Source organism: Bradyrhizobium sp. USDA 3650, assembly GCF_054057395.1.
Genome location: NZ_JBSRZG010000001.1, coordinates 1,094,805 through 1,112,263 on the forward strand (window position 1 = coordinate 1,094,805; position 17,459 = coordinate 1,112,263).

Annotated in this window: 14 protein-coding genes and 1 tRNA gene; 6 read left to right on the plus strand and 9 right to left on the minus strand. The window is 63.9% G+C overall.

The genetic code is table 11. From position 1 onward, the window contains the following. Positions 1-15 precede the first annotated feature (15 nt). Positions 16-2,547, minus strand: a complete 2,532-nt coding sequence (locus ACVIN2_RS05450; protein WP_456764783.1) for a TonB-dependent receptor — start codon at positions 2,545-2,547, stop codon at positions 16-18. Positions 2,548-2,775: 228 nt separating this feature from the next. Then, complete coding sequence (locus ACVIN2_RS05455; RefSeq protein WP_456764784.1) at positions 2,776-3,015, minus strand: hypothetical protein; 240 nt, start codon at positions 3,013-3,015, stop codon at positions 2,776-2,778. Positions 3,016-3,391: 376 nt separating this feature from the next. On the opposite strand from ACVIN2_RS05455, the gene ACVIN2_RS05460 reads away from it, so the two are divergent. From ACVIN2_RS05460 to ACVIN2_RS05470, 3 genes are all read left to right on the plus strand, one after another. Further along, positions 3,392-4,564, plus strand: coding sequence for an efflux RND transporter periplasmic adaptor subunit (locus tag ACVIN2_RS05460; RefSeq protein ID WP_456764785.1), 1,173 nt, complete (start codon positions 3,392-3,394; stop codon positions 4,562-4,564). Continuing rightward, positions 4,561-7,707: an efflux RND transporter permease subunit gene (locus ACVIN2_RS05465; protein WP_456764786.1), complete on the plus strand. Its 3,147-nt coding sequence runs from the start codon at positions 4,561-4,563 to the stop codon at positions 7,705-7,707. The genes ACVIN2_RS05460 and ACVIN2_RS05465 overlap by 4 nt, the downstream gene beginning before the upstream one ends. A gap of 66 nt (positions 7,708-7,773) precedes the next feature. Continuing rightward, a complete protein-coding gene (locus ACVIN2_RS05470) occupies positions 7,774-8,340 on the plus strand; it encodes an invasion associated locus B family protein (RefSeq protein WP_456764787.1) in 567 nt (188 codons plus the stop codon). Between the two features lie 165 nt (positions 8,341-8,505). On the opposite strand, the gene ACVIN2_RS05475 is transcribed toward ACVIN2_RS05470, so the two are convergent. After that, positions 8,506-8,868: a DUF1428 domain-containing protein gene (locus ACVIN2_RS05475; RefSeq protein WP_456764788.1), complete on the minus strand. Its 363-nt coding sequence runs from the start codon at positions 8,866-8,868 to the stop codon at positions 8,506-8,508. Between the two features lie 203 nt (positions 8,869-9,071). Here ACVIN2_RS05475 and ACVIN2_RS05480 point away from each other — a divergent pair, with 203 nt between their 5' ends. From ACVIN2_RS05480 to ACVIN2_RS05490, 3 genes are read left to right on the plus strand one after another with little or no spacing between them, the layout of a single operon-like run. Continuing rightward, entirely contained in the window at positions 9,072-9,695 is a 624-nt protein-coding gene (locus ACVIN2_RS05480; RefSeq protein ID WP_456764789.1) for a hypothetical protein, read from the plus strand. After that, complete coding sequence (locus ACVIN2_RS05485) at positions 9,661-10,935, plus strand: caspase family protein (protein WP_456764790.1); 1,275 nt, start codon at positions 9,661-9,663, stop codon at positions 10,933-10,935. Before ACVIN2_RS05480 ends, ACVIN2_RS05485 begins: the two co-directional genes overlap by 35 nt. Continuing rightward, positions 10,850-11,350 carry a CocE/NonD family hydrolase gene (locus ACVIN2_RS05490; protein WP_456769651.1) on the plus strand — a complete coding sequence of 167 codons (501 nt, stop codon included), beginning with the start codon at positions 10,850-10,852 and terminating at the stop codon, positions 11,348-11,350. The genes ACVIN2_RS05485 and ACVIN2_RS05490 overlap by 86 nt, the downstream gene beginning before the upstream one ends. 104 nt (positions 11,351-11,454) lie before the next feature. Here ACVIN2_RS05490 and ACVIN2_RS05495 read toward each other — a convergent pair. The 6 genes from ACVIN2_RS05495 to ACVIN2_RS05520 all read right to left on the minus strand — a co-directional run bounded on the left by ACVIN2_RS05495 (position 11,455) and on the right by ACVIN2_RS05520 (position 17,457). Beyond that, positions 11,455-11,528, minus strand: a tRNA-Gln gene (locus tag ACVIN2_RS05495). A 170-nt stretch (positions 11,529-11,698) separates the two neighbouring features. After that, complete coding sequence (locus ACVIN2_RS05500) at positions 11,699-12,670, minus strand: Bug family tripartite tricarboxylate transporter substrate binding protein (RefSeq protein WP_456764791.1); 972 nt, start codon at positions 12,668-12,670, stop codon at positions 11,699-11,701. A gap of 59 nt (positions 12,671-12,729) precedes the next feature. Further along, positions 12,730-13,860, minus strand: coding sequence for an iron-containing alcohol dehydrogenase (locus tag ACVIN2_RS05505; RefSeq protein WP_456764792.1), 1,131 nt, complete (start codon positions 13,858-13,860; stop codon positions 12,730-12,732). A 14-nt stretch (positions 13,861-13,874) separates the two neighbouring features. After that, on the minus strand, positions 13,875-14,912 hold the full coding sequence (pdxA, locus tag ACVIN2_RS05510; protein ID WP_456764793.1) for a 4-hydroxythreonine-4-phosphate dehydrogenase PdxA: 1,038 nt from the start codon (positions 14,910-14,912) through the stop codon (positions 13,875-13,877). Then, the gene (locus tag ACVIN2_RS05515) at positions 14,909-16,015 is read right to left on the minus strand and encodes a four-carbon acid sugar kinase family protein (protein WP_456764794.1); all 1,107 of its coding nucleotides are present in this window, start codon (positions 16,013-16,015) and stop codon (positions 14,909-14,911) included. The genes pdxA and ACVIN2_RS05515 overlap by 4 nt, the downstream gene beginning before the upstream one ends. Further along, positions 16,012-17,457, minus strand: a complete 1,446-nt coding sequence (locus tag ACVIN2_RS05520; protein ID WP_456764795.1) for an FAD-binding oxidoreductase — start codon at positions 17,455-17,457, stop codon at positions 16,012-16,014. The genes ACVIN2_RS05515 and ACVIN2_RS05520 overlap by 4 nt, the downstream gene beginning before the upstream one ends. Positions 17,458-17,459: the final 2 nt, after the last annotated feature.

A 17,459-nucleotide genomic window follows, 5' to 3' on the forward strand; every position in this document is an offset into this window, starting at 1 on the left:
CTGGCTGTCGCTCCATCAGTAGCGCGCCGAGAGCACCACATAGGCGGCACGGCCCGGTGCTTCCAGCACGAAGGGCGCAGCGCTCTGGTACAGCGCGTCGTTATAGCGTTTGTCGAAGATGTTGTTCACGAACAGCTTGACCTGCCAGTTCTTGTTGATCTTGGCCTCAGCAAACATGTCGAAACGCCAATAGCTCGGAAGCGACGTGCCCACGTTCGCCGCGAGCAAAGTGCCGCCGTAGATCTTCGAACGGTAGACCGCCTGTCCACCCAGTTCCCAGACGTCGGTGAGCTGGTACTTCGTGAGCAAGCTGAAGGACTCATGGGCGACGTTGGCGAGCGGACGCCCGACATTTGTCGGATACAGCGCCTTGTTCGCTGACGGCGCCAGCGACTGCGTCACCTCCGACTGCATCAGCACGAGACCGCCGAACACGCTCCACTTGTCGGTGATCTTGCCACCGATACCGAGATCGATGCCGCGGATGCGGTAGGCTGCACCGGCGGTAATGCAAGATATGTTGCCGGTCGTTCCGGTCGGATAGACGCATCCCAAGGGCGCAGCGGCGGCCGCACTACCGACGTTCTGCGACTCGCGCGCATTGTCCTTGGTGGTCTGGAACAGCGCCGCGGTGAGCAAAAGATGACGATCGAACAGCTCCCATTTGGTGCCGAGTTCGATCGCCTTGTTTTTCTCGGGCCCGAAGATCTGGGTGTTGCCGCCGGCGAGAGTCGGATTGAAGGCGCCATAGGGCGTGCTGGTGCCGTCGAACTCGGCACCGACGGGGTTCGCCGAAGTGGCATAGGCCACATAGACGCTGCCGTTCGGAGCAGGCTTGAGCGTCAGCCCGAGATTGAAGTTGGGGATCAGGAATTCCGCCGACTGCTGGCCGAGCGTGCCATTTGCCGCATAGCCGGATGAATTGATGCTGTAATTTTCGTAGCGAAAGCCGCCGTTGAGGATCAGCAGGTCGCGATAATTCGCGCTGTCCATGACGTAGCCGCTGACGGTGTCGATGCCGACGCTGATGGGCAGACCTGCCAGTGCGAGCGCTTTGCCTGGCAGATAAGTGTCCTGGGGAGAGAACACACTGACGCCCGTCGGCGAGCCACCTGGCGTTACGAGAACACCATTTCCCTCCGAGGTAAGCCCGAGGTACTTATCGATCGACGATCTCTCGCGATCGACTTCGATTCCTGCCAGCGCGGTATGCTTGAAGCCGGCCCCATCCTGGAATTTGTAGGTCGCCTCCGTCTGGTTGGCGAGCACGTCGGTGATTTGCAGGCGGCTCTGCGGATTCATCGTGAGCGTCGACGCCGAGAGCGGAGTGGCGATGACCGGGCTCTCCGGCAGCGTTCCGACATAATTCTGCGTCGAACGCGACGCGCGGAACTTGTTGCTGACGATCAGGTCCGGGGTGATCTGCACCTCGGCGTTGAGCGTGCCGATGTCCTGACCGGTCCGGAAGAAGTCCCGGTTGATCTGACCATACCAGTTGTTGCGGTTGGCGCCGAAGTCCGGGAATGGACCGCCCGCGGCCGAGGTCGTGCTCGGCCGATAATAGGGCACACCGAAGTCCGGAACTCCCGTCAATTCGGTATGGATGTAGCCAGCGGTGACCTTGACGGCGTCGACAGGCCTCCAGGTCGTCGCGACGAAGGCGCCGTTGCGGTCGTCCTTGACGTAGTCGCGACCGGCGACATTGGCGTCCTGAAACAGACCGCCGGCGCGAACGGCGAGCGTCGGATTGATCACCTGGTTGACGTCGAGCGTGACACGCTTGGTCTGGTCGGTGCCAAACGTCGTGTCCATGTTGTAGAAGCTCTTGTCCGAATTTGCCTGCTTGGTGACGATGTTGATCGCACCGCCAGCGACACCGCGGCCGGAAAAGGTCGAGCCGGGACCGCGCAGGATCTCAACTTGCTCGGTGAAGAAGTTCTCACGAACGCTCACGCCGGAATCGCGAACGCCGTCGATGAAGATGTCGTTGCGAGCATCGAAGCCGCGAATGAAGAAACGGTCTCCGAACGCATTGCCGCCCTCGCCTGAACCGAGCGTCACGCCGGCCGTGCTCAGAATCGCCTGCTTCAGCGACGTGGCGTTCTTGTCCGCGAGCACTTCCTTGCTGAGAACCGTGATGGATTTCGGCGTATCGACCAGCTTCTCCGGGAATTTTCCGCCGGCCTGCACGTGATCGACCTTGTAGGGCGCGGCCGGATCCGCATACGGATTGGCGTCGGCGGGACCGGACAGCGGGGTGGGAGCGGTCTGCTGGGCCGCCTGCTGCCGCTGCGCGGCGCGGCGAAGCGCATTGCGCGCGCGGACCTGGTCCGCCGTCGGCTTCGAAGCTACCGGGCGCGGACGCGCGACCGGCGCATCGACCGTTACCGGCGGCAGGTTCGACTGCTGCGCTTCCGCACCGCTCGACACCGATGCTGCCGCGATTAGGCCCGCGACAGCGGAGACCTTCTTGCCGGAAACGCCCGTGAACTTTTCATCGAATGCTGCGACCGAACGCAACGACTTCGGTGCGACCACCTGCCCCATTACCAAACACGCCCCATATTCCTGTTCGCCCATTCACTTCGATGAGCGATTGGAGTGTTGGTATCGGCCGCAAAATAGCGGGTCAATGCGAGCAAGCCGCGAGAACGCTTGAATAAGTCCAGATCAAAACGATTCTAAACTGCAGTTTGAAACCGTTCTAAATCGAGATTGGATTCGTTCTAAAGAGTGCGCGAAAATGCAGCGAGATCGGCGGTCGCGCGCGCATCGTCAATCGCTGCTTGGCGGCTTCATTAGCGAGAACAATTCGTCGACGGTCTTCTGCGCCACCGCGCGCACGCGATCGCTGTCGTCCATGCCGGCAATGTTGACGCCGCCGACGACGGCTCTGATCTCGTCGCGGAAGTCGGTGAGAAAGCGCAAGGGATCACGCTGCTCGTTGGCGACGCGTGCGATCAGTCCCGTGATCAGGATCTGACACGCGATCAGCTTGCCGTTCAGTTCGTCCATGCTGCGCTCCCGTTGTGGAGCGCCGATATGACTGATGCCGGTTTTCCTGACAACCGAAACGGCCTCCGCACGATTTAGAACCGTTCTCGCGAGCCGACGCCTTGCGGCCTATGCGCAGCGCCGCCCGGTCCAGAGCACACCGCTTTCGAGCATTGCACAAATTTTGCACGCTGATCGTTCCTGACAGGAAAATGCAGCACTGCACACCGTAGTGACACGGAGCTGCCTAGGCAGTGCAAAGCTTTCCAATTGTTTAGGATTCTCAGCCGATAGTGCTGTTTACACTGGAACTTGGCGTGTATTATACAAGCGCCCTGGAACCCTATGATTGCCTCATAATTCGTAGCTTAAGGCATAAGAGCCGACACGAGACGATATGAAAAAGTCCCGGCCGATCCTCTGGATTCTGATCATCGCGGCCGTGGCCTCCGCGGGTTACTATGGTTGGCAGAAATTCGGCGCGCCCGACGCCGGAAAAACCCAGACCGCACAGAAGGGGCCGCAGCGCCCGCCCGCCGTCCCCGTGAGCGTTTCCCCGGTCCAGAAGGTGGACTTTCCGGTTTACCTGACCGGTCTCGGCACGGTTGCGGGCTTCAACACCGTCCAAGTCCGGACCCGGGTGGATGGCCAGATCGACAAGATCGCCTTCACCGAAGGCCAGATCGTCAAGGAAGGCGAGCTTCTCGCCTCGATCGATCCCCGCCCCTATCAGGCCACGCTCGACCAGGCCAAGGCCAAGAAGGCGCAGGACGAGGCAAATCTGGCCAACGCCAATCTCGAGCTCCAGCGCGCCATGAAACTCGGCGAATTCGCCACCGCCCAGCGGGTCGACACCCAGCGCTCCACGGTCGCCCAGCTCACCGCACAGATCGCCGCCGACGAAGCTTCGATCTCCAACGCGCAGACCCAGCTCGACTACACCCAGGTCAAGGCGCCGATCACCGGCGTCGCGGGCCTGCGCCAGGTCGACGTCGGCAACATCGTCAATTCCTCGACGCAGACCGGCATCGTCACGATCTCGCAGGTCGAGCCGATCTCGGTGATCTTCACCGCGCCGGAAGACCAGCTGCCCTATATCAGCGAGGGCCAGAAGGCCGGCGCGCTCAGGGTGATCGCCTTCACCACCGACGGCAAGAAGACACTGGCCGAGGGCAAGCTCGCCGTCATCAACAACCAGGTCGACACCAGCAGCGGCACGATCCGGCTCAAGGCGGTGTTCGACAACAAGGACCACGCGCTGTGGCCCGGGCAGTCTGTGTCGACGCGCCTGCTGGTGCGCACTCTGAAGGATGCGACCGTTGTCCCGGATGACGCGGTCCAGCACTCCACCAACGGCCTCTACGCCTATACCGTCAATCAGGACAACAAGGCCGAGGTGCACAAGATCAAGGTCAGCTACGCGATTGATGGACGTTCGGTCGTCGACGAAGGGCTGACGCCCGGGCAGCAGGTGATCACCGGGGGCCAATTCAAGGTCCAGCCCGGAAGCCTCGTCTCCACGGCCGTGGCGAGTACGGATCCGGCCCAGAACAAGGTTCGACAGGAATGAACGCGGGCGGGATTTCGGCACCTTTCATCCGTTATCCCATCGGCACCTCGCTGCTGATGGCCGGCATTCTCTTCGTCGGTCTCGTCGCCTATCCTCTGCTGCCCGTCGCGCCCCTGCCGCAGGTGGACTTCCCGACCATCCAGATCACCGCCAATCTGCCGGGCGGCAGCCCCGAGACCATGGCCTCGTCGGTGGCCCAGCCGCTCGAACGGCAATTCGCCCAGATCCCGGGCATCGCCCAGATGACCTCGACGAGCTATCTGGGCACCGCGTCGATCACCATCCAGTTCGATCTCAACCGCAGCATCGACGGCGCCGCCAACGACGTGCAGGGCGCCATCAACGCCGCGAGCGGTCAGCTGCCGAAGAACCTGCCCTCGCCACCGACCTACCGCAAGGTCAACCCGGCCGACGCTCCGATCCTGCTGCTGTCGGCGACCTCCGAGACATTGCCGCTGACGAGTGTGAGCGACGCGGTCGACGCCCAGCTCGCTCAGCAGATCAGCCAGCTCTCCGGCGTGGCGCAGGTCTTCATCGGCGGCCAGCAGAAACCGTCCATCCGCATCCAGATCGACCCGGCGAAACTCGTCGCCAAGGGCCTGTCGATGGAGGACGTGCGCAGCCAGATCGCGATCACCACGGTCGACAGCCCGAAGGGTAACATCGACGGTCCGAAGCGCGCCTACACGATCTACGCCAACGACCAGCTCACCCAGGCCAAGGACTGGAACGACGTCATCATCGCTTACCGCAATGGCGGTCCCTTGCGAATCCGCGATGTCGGCCAGGCGGTCAGCGGCGCCGAGGACGCCAAGCAGGCGGCCTGGGCCAACGGCAAGCGCGGCGTGTTCCTGGTGATATTCAAGCAGCCGGGCGCCAACGTCATCGAGACTGTCGACCGGATCAAGGCTACCTTGCCTCGCCTCGTGGCCGCGATCCCGCCCGCGATCAAGATCGAGCTCATCAGCGACCGCACCACGACAATCCGCGCCGCGGTCGAGGACGTCCAGTTCACGCTGCTGCTGACCATTGCGCTGGTGGTCATGGTCATCTTCATTTTCCTGCGCAGTTTCTGGGCGACCGTCATTCCCACCATCACGGTGCCGCTGGCGCTGCTGGGCGCGTGCGCCTTGATGTGGGTCGTCGGCTATTCGCTCGACAATCTGTCGCTGATGGCCCTCACCATCGCGGTCGGCTTCGTCGTCGACGACGCCATTGTGATGCTGGAGAACATCACGCGCTACATCGAGGAAGGCGAATCGCCGATGGCGGCCGCCTTCAAGGGCTCGAAGGAAATCGGCTTCACCATCGTGTCGATCAGCATCTCGCTGGTCGCGGTGCTGATTCCGCTGCTGCTGATGGGCGGCATCATCGGACGCCTGTTCCGGGAATTCGCCGTCGTGCTGGCGATGACGATCTTCGTCTCGATGTTCGTGTCTCTCACCCTGACGCCGATGATGGCCTCGCGCTTCCTGCGCGCCCATGGCGAGGTCACCCACGGCAAGTTCTACCAGTGGAGCGAGCGCGGCTTCGATGCGATGCTGCGCGGCTATGAATGGGTGCTCGACCATGCCCTGAGCTGGCGCCGCACGACGCTCACGATCTTCTTCGCGACCCTTGCCCTGTCGATCTATCTGTTCGTCCTGATCCCGAAAGGGTTCTTCCCGCAACAGGACGTCGGCCTGATCACCGCGACCTCGGAAGCCTCCCAGGACATCTCATTCGCGGAGATGCAGCGCCGCCAGGTCGAACTTGGCAAGATCGTGATGGACGATCCCGACGTCGCAACGATCGCAATGAACATCGGCGGCAGCGGCCGCGCGGGCAACAACGGCAACATGTTCATCACGCTGAAACCGCTCAGCGTCCGCAATGCCTCCGCACAGCAGATCATCGCGCGGCTGCGTCCCAAGCTCGAGAAGGTGTCCGGCGCCCGCCTCTACATGCAGGCGGCCCAGGACGTCCGGCTCGGCGGCCGGCCGACGCGCACCCAGTTCGAGTTCACCCTGCAGGACGCCGATCTCGCCGAGCTCAACGATTGGGCGCCGAAGATCCTTGCCAAGATGCAGACCTTGCCGCAACTGCGCGACGTCGCGACCGACCAGCAGACCCAGGGCACCACGGTTCAGCTCAAGATCAACCGCGACACGGCTGCGCGTTACGGCATCCAGCCGCAGCTGATCGACGACACGCTGTATGACGCCTTCGGACAGCGCCAGGTCACGCAGTATTTCACCCAGCTCAACACCTACAAGGTGATCCTCGAGATCCTGCCGGAGATGCAGGGCAGCCTCGAGAGCCTGAACAAGCTCTACCTGAAATCTCCGCTGACCGGCGACCAGGTGCCGCTGTCGACCTTCGCGACCTGGAGCACCGATCCGGTGCGCCCGCTCTCGATCAGCCACCAGGGCCAGTTCCCGGCAATCACGATCAGCTTCAACCTCGCCCAGGGCGTTGCGCTCGGCCAGGCCACCGAGGCCGTGCAGAAGGCAATGGCCGATCTCGGCGCGCCGCCGACGCTCAATTCGAGCTTCCAGGGCACGGCACAGGCGTTCCAGCAGTCGCTGGGCACCGTGCCGCTCCTCATCCTCGCCGCGCTGGTCGTGGTCTATCTGATCCTCGGCATCCTCTACGAGAGCTACATCCATCCGATCACGATTCTGTCGACCCTGCCCTCGGCCGGCGTCGGCGCTCTCGCGATCCTGATGGCGGCCGGCTTCGAGTTCAGCCTCATTGCTTTGATCGGAGTCATTCTGCTGATCGGCATCGTGAAGAAGAACGGCATCATGATGGTGGACTTCGCCATCGCCGCGGAGCGCGACGAGCACAAGACGCCGGCGGAATCGATCCGGCAGGCAGCGCTGTTGCGCTTCCGTCCGATCATGATGACGACGATGGCTGCGCTGCTCGGCGGCGTGCCGCTGATGCTCGGCCACGGCACCGGCGCCGAGATTCGCCAGCCGCTCGGCTACGCCATGGTCGGCGGTCTGATCGTCAGCCAGGCGCTGACGCTGTTCACCACGCCGGTCGTCTATCTCTATCTCGACGAGCTCAACAACTGGTTCTCGGGCTGGGGCCGTAAGGGTGACGGCGAAGGCGACGAGACGGTCGAGCACGGCAGCGTTAAGGAAGCTGCCGAGTAGCAGCTTGCACCGCGCGCCTCACGACGTTACAGCGAGGCCTTCGGTTCACGTCAACGCGGTCTTGCCATGCCCATGCAATCCAGACTTGTCGCCCTTGCCGCCGCTGTCCTGTTGTCGGCGAGTGCCGCGCATGCCCAGCAAGGCGCCAAGAAGAGCGCGGCTCCCTCTGCCCCGGCAGCACAGCCGGCTCCGACGCAGCCGCAGGCTGACGGCGCTGCGGCGCAGCAGCCCGGCTGGGTCGTGCGCTGCACCAGCGTCAGCCGCGACGCACCGCTCGAATGCGCGATGGAGCAGAACGCGGTGCTCACCAAGACCGGCCAGACCATCGTCCTGATCAACATCCGCATCGCGCCCGACACCCGCACACCGGTGGCGCTGCTGCAATTGCCGCTTGGCCTCAACCTTCCCATCGGTGCCAAGCTCCAGGTCGACGACGGCAAGACGGTCGATCTCCCAATCCAGACCTGCGAGAACCGCGGCTGCTACGCATCGACGCCGATCGCGCCAGACCTGCTTGCGACCTTGCGGTCGGGCAAGCAGCTCAAGGTCTCCTTCCAGAACATGGCCAAGGAAACCATCGCGGTCCCGATGCCGCTGGGCGATTTCGCGGCGGCCTACGACAAGATCAAGTAGCTCTTTCGCGCGTTCACTGCCGCGCCATCTGCGCGTTGCCGACGGCGTCGCCGTCGAGCTTCTGGTCGTCGTGCATGATGACAGTGACGCGCGAGAGCAAGTGAAACGGCTAACCACGATGCTGCTGCATGGGCAAGCACCGATGTGTGGGCCGGGTCAGCGCCCTCACTCCACGAGGTCGCTCGCCCTCAGCAGCGTCGTGAAGCCGCCATAGATCATGCGCTTGCCGTCGAACGGCATGCCCTCCAACTTCAGCCGCGGGTCCACCATCACCTTCTTGTTGACGGCGTCGCGAGTCTCCCGGTCGCGATAGACGATCCATGAGAACACCACGATCTCGTCCTCCTTCGCCATCACCGCGCGCGGAAACGAGGTCAACTCGCCATAGGGCACGTCGTCGCCAATGCATTCGACATAATCGAGCGCACCGTGCTCCATCCAGATCGCGCAGGCCGTTGTCGCCAGCGCCTTGTAGGCCTCGATGTTGTCCTTCGGCACGGCCAGCACGAAACCATCGACATAGGGCATCACGGATCTCCTTGGGTTGTGTGATCCAAGGACGATGCAGCGCGCGTCGATCCGACCCGTGATGGCACCGGCAAGGTGAGGCAAACTGTCGCGAGCAATTCGTGCGCTACTTCACATTTACAGGTCGCGGCTCCGTGACATCATCCCTGACGTTTGCGCCCGCACGATAGCTATTTCAGATTGCATTTGAGAAGGCGGCTTTCATGAGCACCCGCTTGTCGTTGCTTTGCGTCCACGGCGTCGGTCACGCGGAGATCGACGCCGGATTTCAGCAGTCCTGGTCCGAAGCCATCACGCGTGCCGTCGAGCAGGTCGACCAGGGAGTCCAGCTCGAGATTGATTTCATTCGCTACGACGATTTGTTCGACAAGGCGCCGCTCAATCTCCTCACCTACGCCGCGGCCTCGGCCAAGCTGCTGGCCAGCGCGGCCGTTCACGGCATCGGCGGCCTCCTGACCGGCGCACGCGGCATTGGCGACATCCCCGTCGTCATCAAATGGACCGCAGGCATGATCGCCCAGTGGTCAACCGACGAGCAACTTCGCAAGGACCTGCGCCAGCTCATTCTCGACAAGATCGAGGGCAAGACCTACGACATGGTCCTGGCGCACAGCCTCGGCTCGCTGATCTGCTACGACACCTTCCTGCACGACGGCGACGCGATCAAGGACGCGATATTCGTCAGCTTCGGATCGCAGATCGGCAACCCCGCGGTGCGCGACGTCTTTGCCGGCCGCATTCAGCCCCTGACCTGCCGGAAATGGTATCACCTCTATAATCCGCGGCGATCACGTGCTGACCTATCCACTCGACATTCGTGCGGATAATTATCAGCAGGTCATCGTGTCCTTCGACGTTCCCAACGACGCGCTCAATCACGATGCGACGTGGTACCTGTCGCACACCAGCACAATTGCGACCGTCTGGCATGACGGCGTTCCGACGCCTGCCCCGCGTGCGATCGTGAGCGCCGCGCGCGAGATGGCGAGCCTTGCGGTCAAACCCGGCCGCCGCGCGCTGCTGATCGGCATCAACGACTACCCCGATCCGGCCAGCAGGCTCGAGGGCTGCGTCAACGACGTGTTCCTGATGAGCTCGGTGCTTCAGGAGAGCGGTTTCGAGCCGGAGGATATCCGCATCGTCCTCAACGACCGCGCGACGACGCAAGGGATCATGGACCGGTTGCATTGGCTGCTCGACGGCGTTCGTGACGGTGACGAGCGCATGCTGTTCTATTCGGGACACGGCGCCCAGATTCCGCGCTACAACATCCAGGGCGAGCCGGATCACGTTGACGAATGTCTCGTTCCCTATGATTTCGACTGGTCGCCGGCTCACGCCATTCTGGACCGGCAGTTCGCCGAGCTGTACTCGCAACTGCCCTATGACAGCTATTTCGTGGCGATGTTCGATTGCTGCCATTCGGGCGGGTTGACGCGCGACGGCGGTCCCCGTGTCCGGGGCTTGAGCCCTCCAGACGACATCCGCCACCGTGCGCTGAAGTGGGATGCGGCCGAGCGGATGTGGGTGCCGCGCGACTTCACGCCTCTGAACAGGAGCCTGAACGACAGGAAAAATGGCGCCGACTTCCTCGGGGAGAACGGGGCAACACAACGGCTGGGGCGCGCCATGATGCTGCGAACCAAGCCGGACAAGGACTACGACAAGACGCGCAAGGAGCTCGACCATCTCGGCCCGTACATGCCGATCCTGCTCGAGGCCTGTCAGGAGCAGCAGCTCTCCTACGAATACCGGGACGGCGCGACGTCTTGCGGCGTCTACACCTACTCCATGGCCGGGACTCTGCGCGAACTGAGGGCCAAGGGCGAAAATCCCTCGTTCAAGACGCTCAACGAGCTGGTCACGGAGAAACTGAGGCGGATGCGATACAGCCAGACGCCGAATCTGGTCGGCGCCAAGGTTCGCTGTGCGGCTCCCGTGCCGTGGGGCAATTCGCAAGGCGCGGCGTCCGCCAGGCCTGCTGCGAAAACACCGTCCAGGCGGCCGCGTAAGACGGGGCGCAAGCAGGCGCCGGCGACAAAGAAGGCGACGAGAAAGAAGAGATAGCAAAGCATCGCGCGATCAGGCTAGGGCACGCACCGTCCCCGGCACCATCTATCGTGCGATGCCGGACGAGATGGCGCTGCGCGTCTACCAGGCCAACAGGAAGACCTATGATCCGATCCTGAAGCGGCGCGACCTTTCCGAGGCCTTCTCCAAGATCAAGGCGTCGGTGCTGCTGATCTCCGGCTGCCAGGACAACCAGCTCTCGCAGGACGGCACATTCAACGGCCTGTTCACGGGAACGCTGAAGGCGGTCTGGAACGGCGGGACATTCAAGGGATCTTACCGGCGCTTCCACACCGCCATCGGCGCCAAGATGCCGCCGGATCAGTCACCCAAACTGTCGCTGGTGGGCGCCAGCAATCCGGCCTTCATGGCCGTCCGCCCCTTCACCCTGCCAAGACGAAGAAGGCCGTAGCGAAGAAAAAGAAATCAGCAGCGAAAAAAGCAAAGAATCCGGCGCGGAAAAATTCGAGGTAGCGCCGAGACGGCGCAGCGGGCGAAACAGAAAGGCGCCGGAATTGGCTGGGGAACTAGGATTCGAACCTAGACAAACAGAGTCAGAGTCTGTTGTGCTACCGTTACACCATTCCCCAACGGAATAGCCGAACAAATTCAATGGCTTATTGAACAGCCCGGCTGAGGCCGGAAGCGCATTCGGCGCAAATCACGGCTCAGGCGTGGCAGCGTTCTACCCGCTCGGCCGTGGGCTGGCAAGCGCTGCAGTGGATGGGCTGCGTGCCTCCCCCGGAGATCCCGCGGACGCCTACTCCAACTTGATGTTCGCGGCTTCGATCACCTTCTTCCAGCGCGCCGCTTCCGCGGCGATGTAGGCCGCGAACGGTTCGGAATCCACTGCAGCCGCGGTTGCGCCGAGCTCGGCCATCTTCTGCACCGTCTCCGGCTGCTGCATGAAGGCGCGGATCTCGGCCGAGAGCTTTTCGACGATCGGCTTCGGCGTCGCGGCGGGGACGAAGAAGCCATGCCAGGCGACGGCCTCGAAGCCGGGCAGGAATTCGGCGACCGCGGGCGTTTCCGGATCGAAGGCGGCGCGCTTGGGCGTTGCGGTCGCAAGCATCGCGAGCTGGCCGGTCTTCACCTGCGGCAGCAGCAGCGGCACGTTGTCGAAGGCCAGATCGATCTGGCCACTGAGCAGATCCGTCAGCATCTGGCTCGAGCCCTTGTAGGGCACGTGCACCATTCTGGTGCCGGTCATCTGCTGAAACAACTCGCCGGCAAGATGCTGCGAAGTGCCGACGCCGGCCGAGCCGAACGAGACCTTGTCCGGGTTCGCCTTGAGATAGGCGATCAACTCCGGCACGGTACGCGCCTTGATCTTGTCGGGGTTGACGACGAGAACGTTGGGCACCACGCTGATCTGGGCAACCGGCGCCAGATCCTTGTCCGGTTGGTAACTGAGCTTCGGTCCGTAGAGAGTGGGGTTGATTGCGAGCGCGGACGTGCTGGCAAGCCCGAGCGTGATGCCGTCAGGCGCCGACTTCGCCAGCCGCGTCACGCCAAGGATCGAACCGGCGCCGCCGACATTCTCGACCACGAACGGCTTGCCGAACTTCAGTTGCAGATGGTTCGAGACCATACGTGCGAAAATGTCCGCGGTGCCGCCGGCGGCGAAGGGAACGATCACCGTCACCTGCTTGGACGGATAGCCGTCCTGGGCCTTCGCCGGCGACGTCGCCAGCAGCACGACCGAGGCAAGAACAAGCCATATCGATCTCATCGAAGTTTCCTCTGCATTTCCTGTTGTTGATTGGCCGCCGCGCGCGTGCGCGGAGATGGCTAGAACGCGACCTCGTACATGCTCAGGATCGCATCACGGCCGAGGTCGCGCGGATTGTTGTCGAGCAGGCGGCGAATTGCGTGCGCCTCGCCGGCCATCACGCCGAGATCGTCCCGGGGCACGCCGAGTGCGGACAGCCGCATCTCGATTCCGAGATTCCTGCAGAACCCATAAGTCGCCTCGAATGCAACCTTCGCATCGCCCTGCGCCGGCAATCCGAGTGCCGCCAGCACCGCCACCGTCTTCGCCTCGGCTGCCGGCATGTTGAACGCCAGCGTATGCGGGAAGATCACCGCGCAGGCGAGCCCATGCGCCACATGATGGCGCGTGCCGAGCGGATAGGCCACCGCATGGCCGGCGGTCGTGTTCACCGGCCCGAGGCAATAGCCGCCGTACAGCGAGGCCAGCGCCAGACCCGCGCGCGCCTCGCGATCGCCGCCGTCGGCGACCGCGCGCTTGAGATATTGGCCGACCAGCCGGGCGCCTTCGAGCGCGTAGAGGTCGATCGCCGGATGCGCCTTGCGGCTGGTATAGGCCTCGACGCAATGCGCCAGAGCATCGACGCCGGTGGCGGCAGTGACGTCCTTCGGCACGGTCATCGTCAGGTCCGGATCGACGATGGCGATATCCGCCAGCATGAAGCGGCTCTGCACCGCCTGCTTGTTCTGGCTGACGGGATCGGTGACGAGCGCGCGGGTGCCGGCCTCGCTGCCGGTGCCCGACGTCGTCGGAATCTGCATCAGCGCCACGCTACGGCCGGCCACCTTCTCGGGACCGACGATATCGGCAAAGGCTACCTCGGAGGTACACAGCACCGCGACCAGCTTGGCGAGATCCATCGCACTGCCACCACCGAAGCCGATGACGAGATCGGGTTTGACGTCGCGCGCCATCGCCACGGCCTTGTCGAGATTGGGCAGGTCCGGCTCGGGCTTGACCTCGCCGAACACCTTCACTGCACCCGGCAGCGCCAGCGTGTCGACACGGCGCGCGTTGAACGGATCGGAAATCACGAGCGGTCGTTTGGCGCCAATGCGCTCGGCGAAGCGCGCCGCTGCGGCGATCGTGCCGCAGCCGAACTCGAGGACGGTCGGACGAAGGATTTCGATGGGTGTGAAAGCGTTGGTCATCGTCGCGCTCGATCTCATGATTTGGATGCGGAGGCGCCAGCGGCCAGCCGTTCGGCATAGTCGATGGCCTCGATCAGGCTGTGCTCGTTGGCGATGCCCTTGCCGGCGATATCAAAGGCGGTGCCGTGATCGACGGAGGTGCGGATGATCGGCAGGCCCAGCGTGATGTTGACGCCGGAGAGCTCCTGCCAGCGCCCGGTCGCGGGATCGATCTGGAAGCCGAGCAGTTTGACGGGGATGTGCCCCTGGTCGTGATACATCGCCACCACGGCATCGTACTGGCCAGCCCGCAGCTTGACGAAGACGGTGTCGCCGGGCACGGGACCGACGACATCGAGGCCGTCGGCAACCGCCCTCGCAATCGTCGGCGCGGACACGTCGATGTCCTGCCGGCCGAACAGGCCGCCCTCGCCGGCGTGCGGATTGAGCGCGGCGACGGCGATCTTCGGCTTGGCGATGCCGAGCCTGAGCAGCGCATCGTTGGTGAGGTCGATGACCATGCGCAGGCGCTCCGGCGTCAGACGCTTCGGCACGTCCTCGAGCGCCACGTGGGTCGAGACATGGCTGACGCGCATGTTGCCATGGGCGAGCAGCATCACCGAGCCGCGCACACCGGTGAGATGCGCCAGCATCTCGGTATGACCGGGAAAATGATAGCCAGCCTTGTTGAGCGCTTCCTTGTTGAGCGGTGCCGTGACGATGGCCGCGGTCCGTCCCGCCTGCGTCAGGCGGACGCCCTGCTCGATCGCCTTGTAGGCAAAACGGCCGCCATCGGCCGAGAGCACGCCGGGCTTGATCGGGTCGCCTTCGGCGTCGGCCTGGAGGAAGCACAAGTTTGGCCACTCGCGATCGTCGGGCGTAACCTCCGGGATCGCAATGCCCACACCGAGCGCGGCTTTCGCACCATCGAGCGCCGCGCCGCTGCCGATGATCAACAGACGCAGATCGCCCGTCGCGATCCGGTCCTTCAGGCCGACGCAGGCCTTGACGATGATCTCCGGCCCGATTCCGGCCGGATCGCCCATGGTGATGGCAAGGTGGCGAGAGGTCATCTCGGACTCTCCGTGTTGAGCAAATGATTGGTCCGAAGCAGATCGCGCCACAGCTCGCTGGGGCCGAACGCGCCGGATTTCGAGATCACATCGACGCCGGCCCAGCGGCCGCCCTGCAAGATCGAACGCGGCAATCCCGGCACGATACGTCCTGTCACCTGCAGCGCATGCGCTCCGAGGGCAACGCATGCGGCCTTCAAAGTCTCTCCGCCGGCAACGATCAGCGTGCCCGGCCGCTCAAGTGTCGCAATCACCGCCGTCATCTCGTGCGCGATCCGTCGCGCCGCATCGGCACGGGTCAGACCGTCGGCGAGGGAGAACCTGACCAGCGCAACGCCGTCGGCGGCCAGTTTGCGCTGGACGCGCGGCGCGCCCTCGGCTTCCGCAAGCGTGATGGTTGCCTCACCGCATGCTGCAAGTTGGGAGGCGGTGGCAACCTGGTCGGAGCCGAACAGCCCCAGCACCGGCAGCTTCAACTGGTCCGGCGCATCGGCGCGATGACTGCGGGCGAGCGCACCGGCCAGTCCGCCGCTTCCGCACCAGAGCACGGGCCCCGGCATGCGCCGTCCCATCTCGACCACCCGATCGAGCTCGATATCGCTCTCCGCGTCGAAGACCTGAACGCCGCCCCGCGAGAGCGTATCGGCCCCGCCCTGCCGTGCCTCGATGCCCTCCACCTGCAACTGGGTCAGGAGATTCTCTCCGACACGATGCCAGTCGCCTTGCACCGTACGCGCAAATTGCTGTCCACCCACGGTGCGGCGCCCCTGATAGTCGAAGGCAGGTGCGACAACGCACGACGCCCAATGGCCGCTGCGCAGGCAGGCCCCGAGCTCAGCGGCCCATGAGCCACGCAGCAAGCTGTCGACCTTCTTGTAGGCGATCGTCCCACCCTGAAGCCGCGGCGCCAGCCGTCCGACGATCTCGGTGCTCTCGGCCTTCGACCGCTCGCGGCTGCCACTGTCGATGGCGAGGCTTCCGGAATCCTGCGACGCAGACGCTTCCGGCCAGGTGACGTTGAACGGTCCGCACAGGCCGACAAACTCCGCCGCGGTGTCGAGCGCACCGGTGAGATCATCGGCAAGCAGGCGGACGCTCGTCATCGTCGCGCGCCTCCGGCATTGAAGATCTTGCCCGGGTTCATCAGGCCCTTGGGATCGAGCAATTGCTTGATTTCGCGCATCAGCTCGATATCGAGGGGATCGGTGATGCGGGCGAGCCGGCTGCGATTGGTGATCCCGATGCCATGTTCGGCACTGATCGCCCCGCCCTGCGCCGCGGTCTCGTCGTCAACGATCTCGTTGATCTCAGCGACAAGCGCGGCCGTGGCGTCCGGATCCCGGCAATGCGCGCGGTCGATCAGGGCGATCACGTGGATGTTGCCGTCGCCGATATGGCCGTGCATCACGACGCGCGCATGCGGCACGGCGGCGTTGATCCGGGCCTCGACATTGGTGACAAAGCTGGCCTGCCGCTCCAGCGGCACCACGCTGTCGTGCGACACGACATAACCGCTGCGCTTGTTGCCCTCGGATACGCTGTGCCTGACGGCCCAAATCGCCTTCGCCTGCGCAAGGTTGGACGCCAGGATGACGTCCTCGGCGAGCCCCGCCTCCATCGCATCCACGAGCACCGTGCCGAGCGGCTCATCGAGGTCGACGCCCGCAAGCGTGTCGGTCAGCTCGACGATCAGATACCACGGCGTAGTCAGCTCGAACGGGATCGTGACATGCGGCACGGTCTCCGCGATCGCCTCGATCTGTGATCGTGACATGATCTCGAGGCTGCCGAGCCGGTCGCCGACCGCACCGCGCAGGCGTTGCATGATCTCCAGCGCCTGCTCGACGCCTTGCAATTTGAGCAGCGCCAGCGCCGAGCTGCGCAGCGGCGAGAACAATTTCAACACAGCAGCGGTGACAATGCCGAGCGTCCCTTCTGCGCCGATGAAGAGCTGCTTGAGCGCGTAACCTGTGTTGTCCTTGCGAAGCGCACGCAGGCCGTTGAAAATTCTCCCGTCGGGCAGCACGACCTCCAGCCCGAGCACGAGATCGCGCGTCGGCCCGTAGCGCAGCACCGCCGTGCCGCCAGCATTGGTCGAGATATTGCCGCCGATCTGGCAGGAGCCCTCGGCACCCAAGCTCAGGGGAAAATAGCGATCGACGTCCCGGGCCGCATTCTGCACCTCGGCGAGAATGCATCCGGCCTCGACCGTGATGGTGTTGGCAAGCGGGCTGACGTCGCGCACGGCCCGCATCCGGTCGAGCCGGATCACGACATTGCCCGCACGATCATCCGGGGTCGCAGCGCCGCACATCCCGGTGTTGCCACCTTGCGGTACGATCGCGAGCTGCCTTGCCGCACAGTACTCGACGACGGAGGCGACCTCTGCGGTCGAGCCGGGCTTTACCACGGCGGCGGCGCGACCGTGATAACGCCCGCGCCAGTCCACGACGTACGGCTCCTGGTCGAGCCCCGACGCGACGACGTGCTTGTCGCCAACGATGGCGGCAAGCCCGGTCAACGCATCACGGAAAGGGTCGGACATCG

Excerpts from the sequence above, each read along its gene's own strand:
- ACVIN2_RS05450 (WP_456764783.1), bottom strand. The coding sequence starts at position 2,547 with ATGGGGCAGGTGGTCGCACCGAAGTCGTTGCGTTCGGTCGCAGCATTC.
- ACVIN2_RS05455 (WP_456764784.1), bottom strand. The coding sequence starts at position 3,015 with ATGGACGAACTGAACGGCAAGCTGATCGCGTGTCAGATCCTGATCACG.
- ACVIN2_RS05460 (WP_456764785.1), top strand. The coding sequence starts at position 3,392 with ATGAAAAAGTCCCGGCCGATCCTCTGGATTCTGATCATCGCGGCCGTG.
- ACVIN2_RS05465 (WP_456764786.1), top strand. The coding sequence starts at position 4,561 with ATGAACGCGGGCGGGATTTCGGCACCTTTCATCCGTTATCCCATCGGC.
- ACVIN2_RS05470 (WP_456764787.1), top strand. The coding sequence starts at position 7,774 with ATGCCCATGCAATCCAGACTTGTCGCCCTTGCCGCCGCTGTCCTGTTG.
- ACVIN2_RS05475 (WP_456764788.1), bottom strand. The coding sequence starts at position 8,868 with ATGCCCTATGTCGATGGTTTCGTGCTGGCCGTGCCGAAGGACAACATC.
- ACVIN2_RS05480 (WP_456764789.1), top strand. The coding sequence starts at position 9,072 with ATGAGCACCCGCTTGTCGTTGCTTTGCGTCCACGGCGTCGGTCACGCG.
- ACVIN2_RS05500 (WP_456764791.1), bottom strand. The coding sequence starts at position 12,670 with ATGAGATCGATATGGCTTGTTCTTGCCTCGGTCGTGCTGCTGGCGACG.
- ACVIN2_RS05505 (WP_456764792.1), bottom strand. The coding sequence starts at position 13,860 with ATGACCAACGCTTTCACACCCATCGAAATCCTTCGTCCGACCGTCCTC.
- pdxA (WP_456764793.1), bottom strand. The coding sequence starts at position 14,912 with ATGACCTCTCGCCACCTTGCCATCACCATGGGCGATCCGGCCGGAATC.
- ACVIN2_RS05515 (WP_456764794.1), bottom strand. The coding sequence starts at position 16,015 with ATGACGAGCGTCCGCCTGCTTGCCGATGATCTCACCGGTGCGCTCGAC.
- ACVIN2_RS05520 (WP_456764795.1), bottom strand. The coding sequence starts at position 17,457 with ATGTCCGACCCTTTCCGTGATGCGTTGACCGGGCTTGCCGCCATCGTT.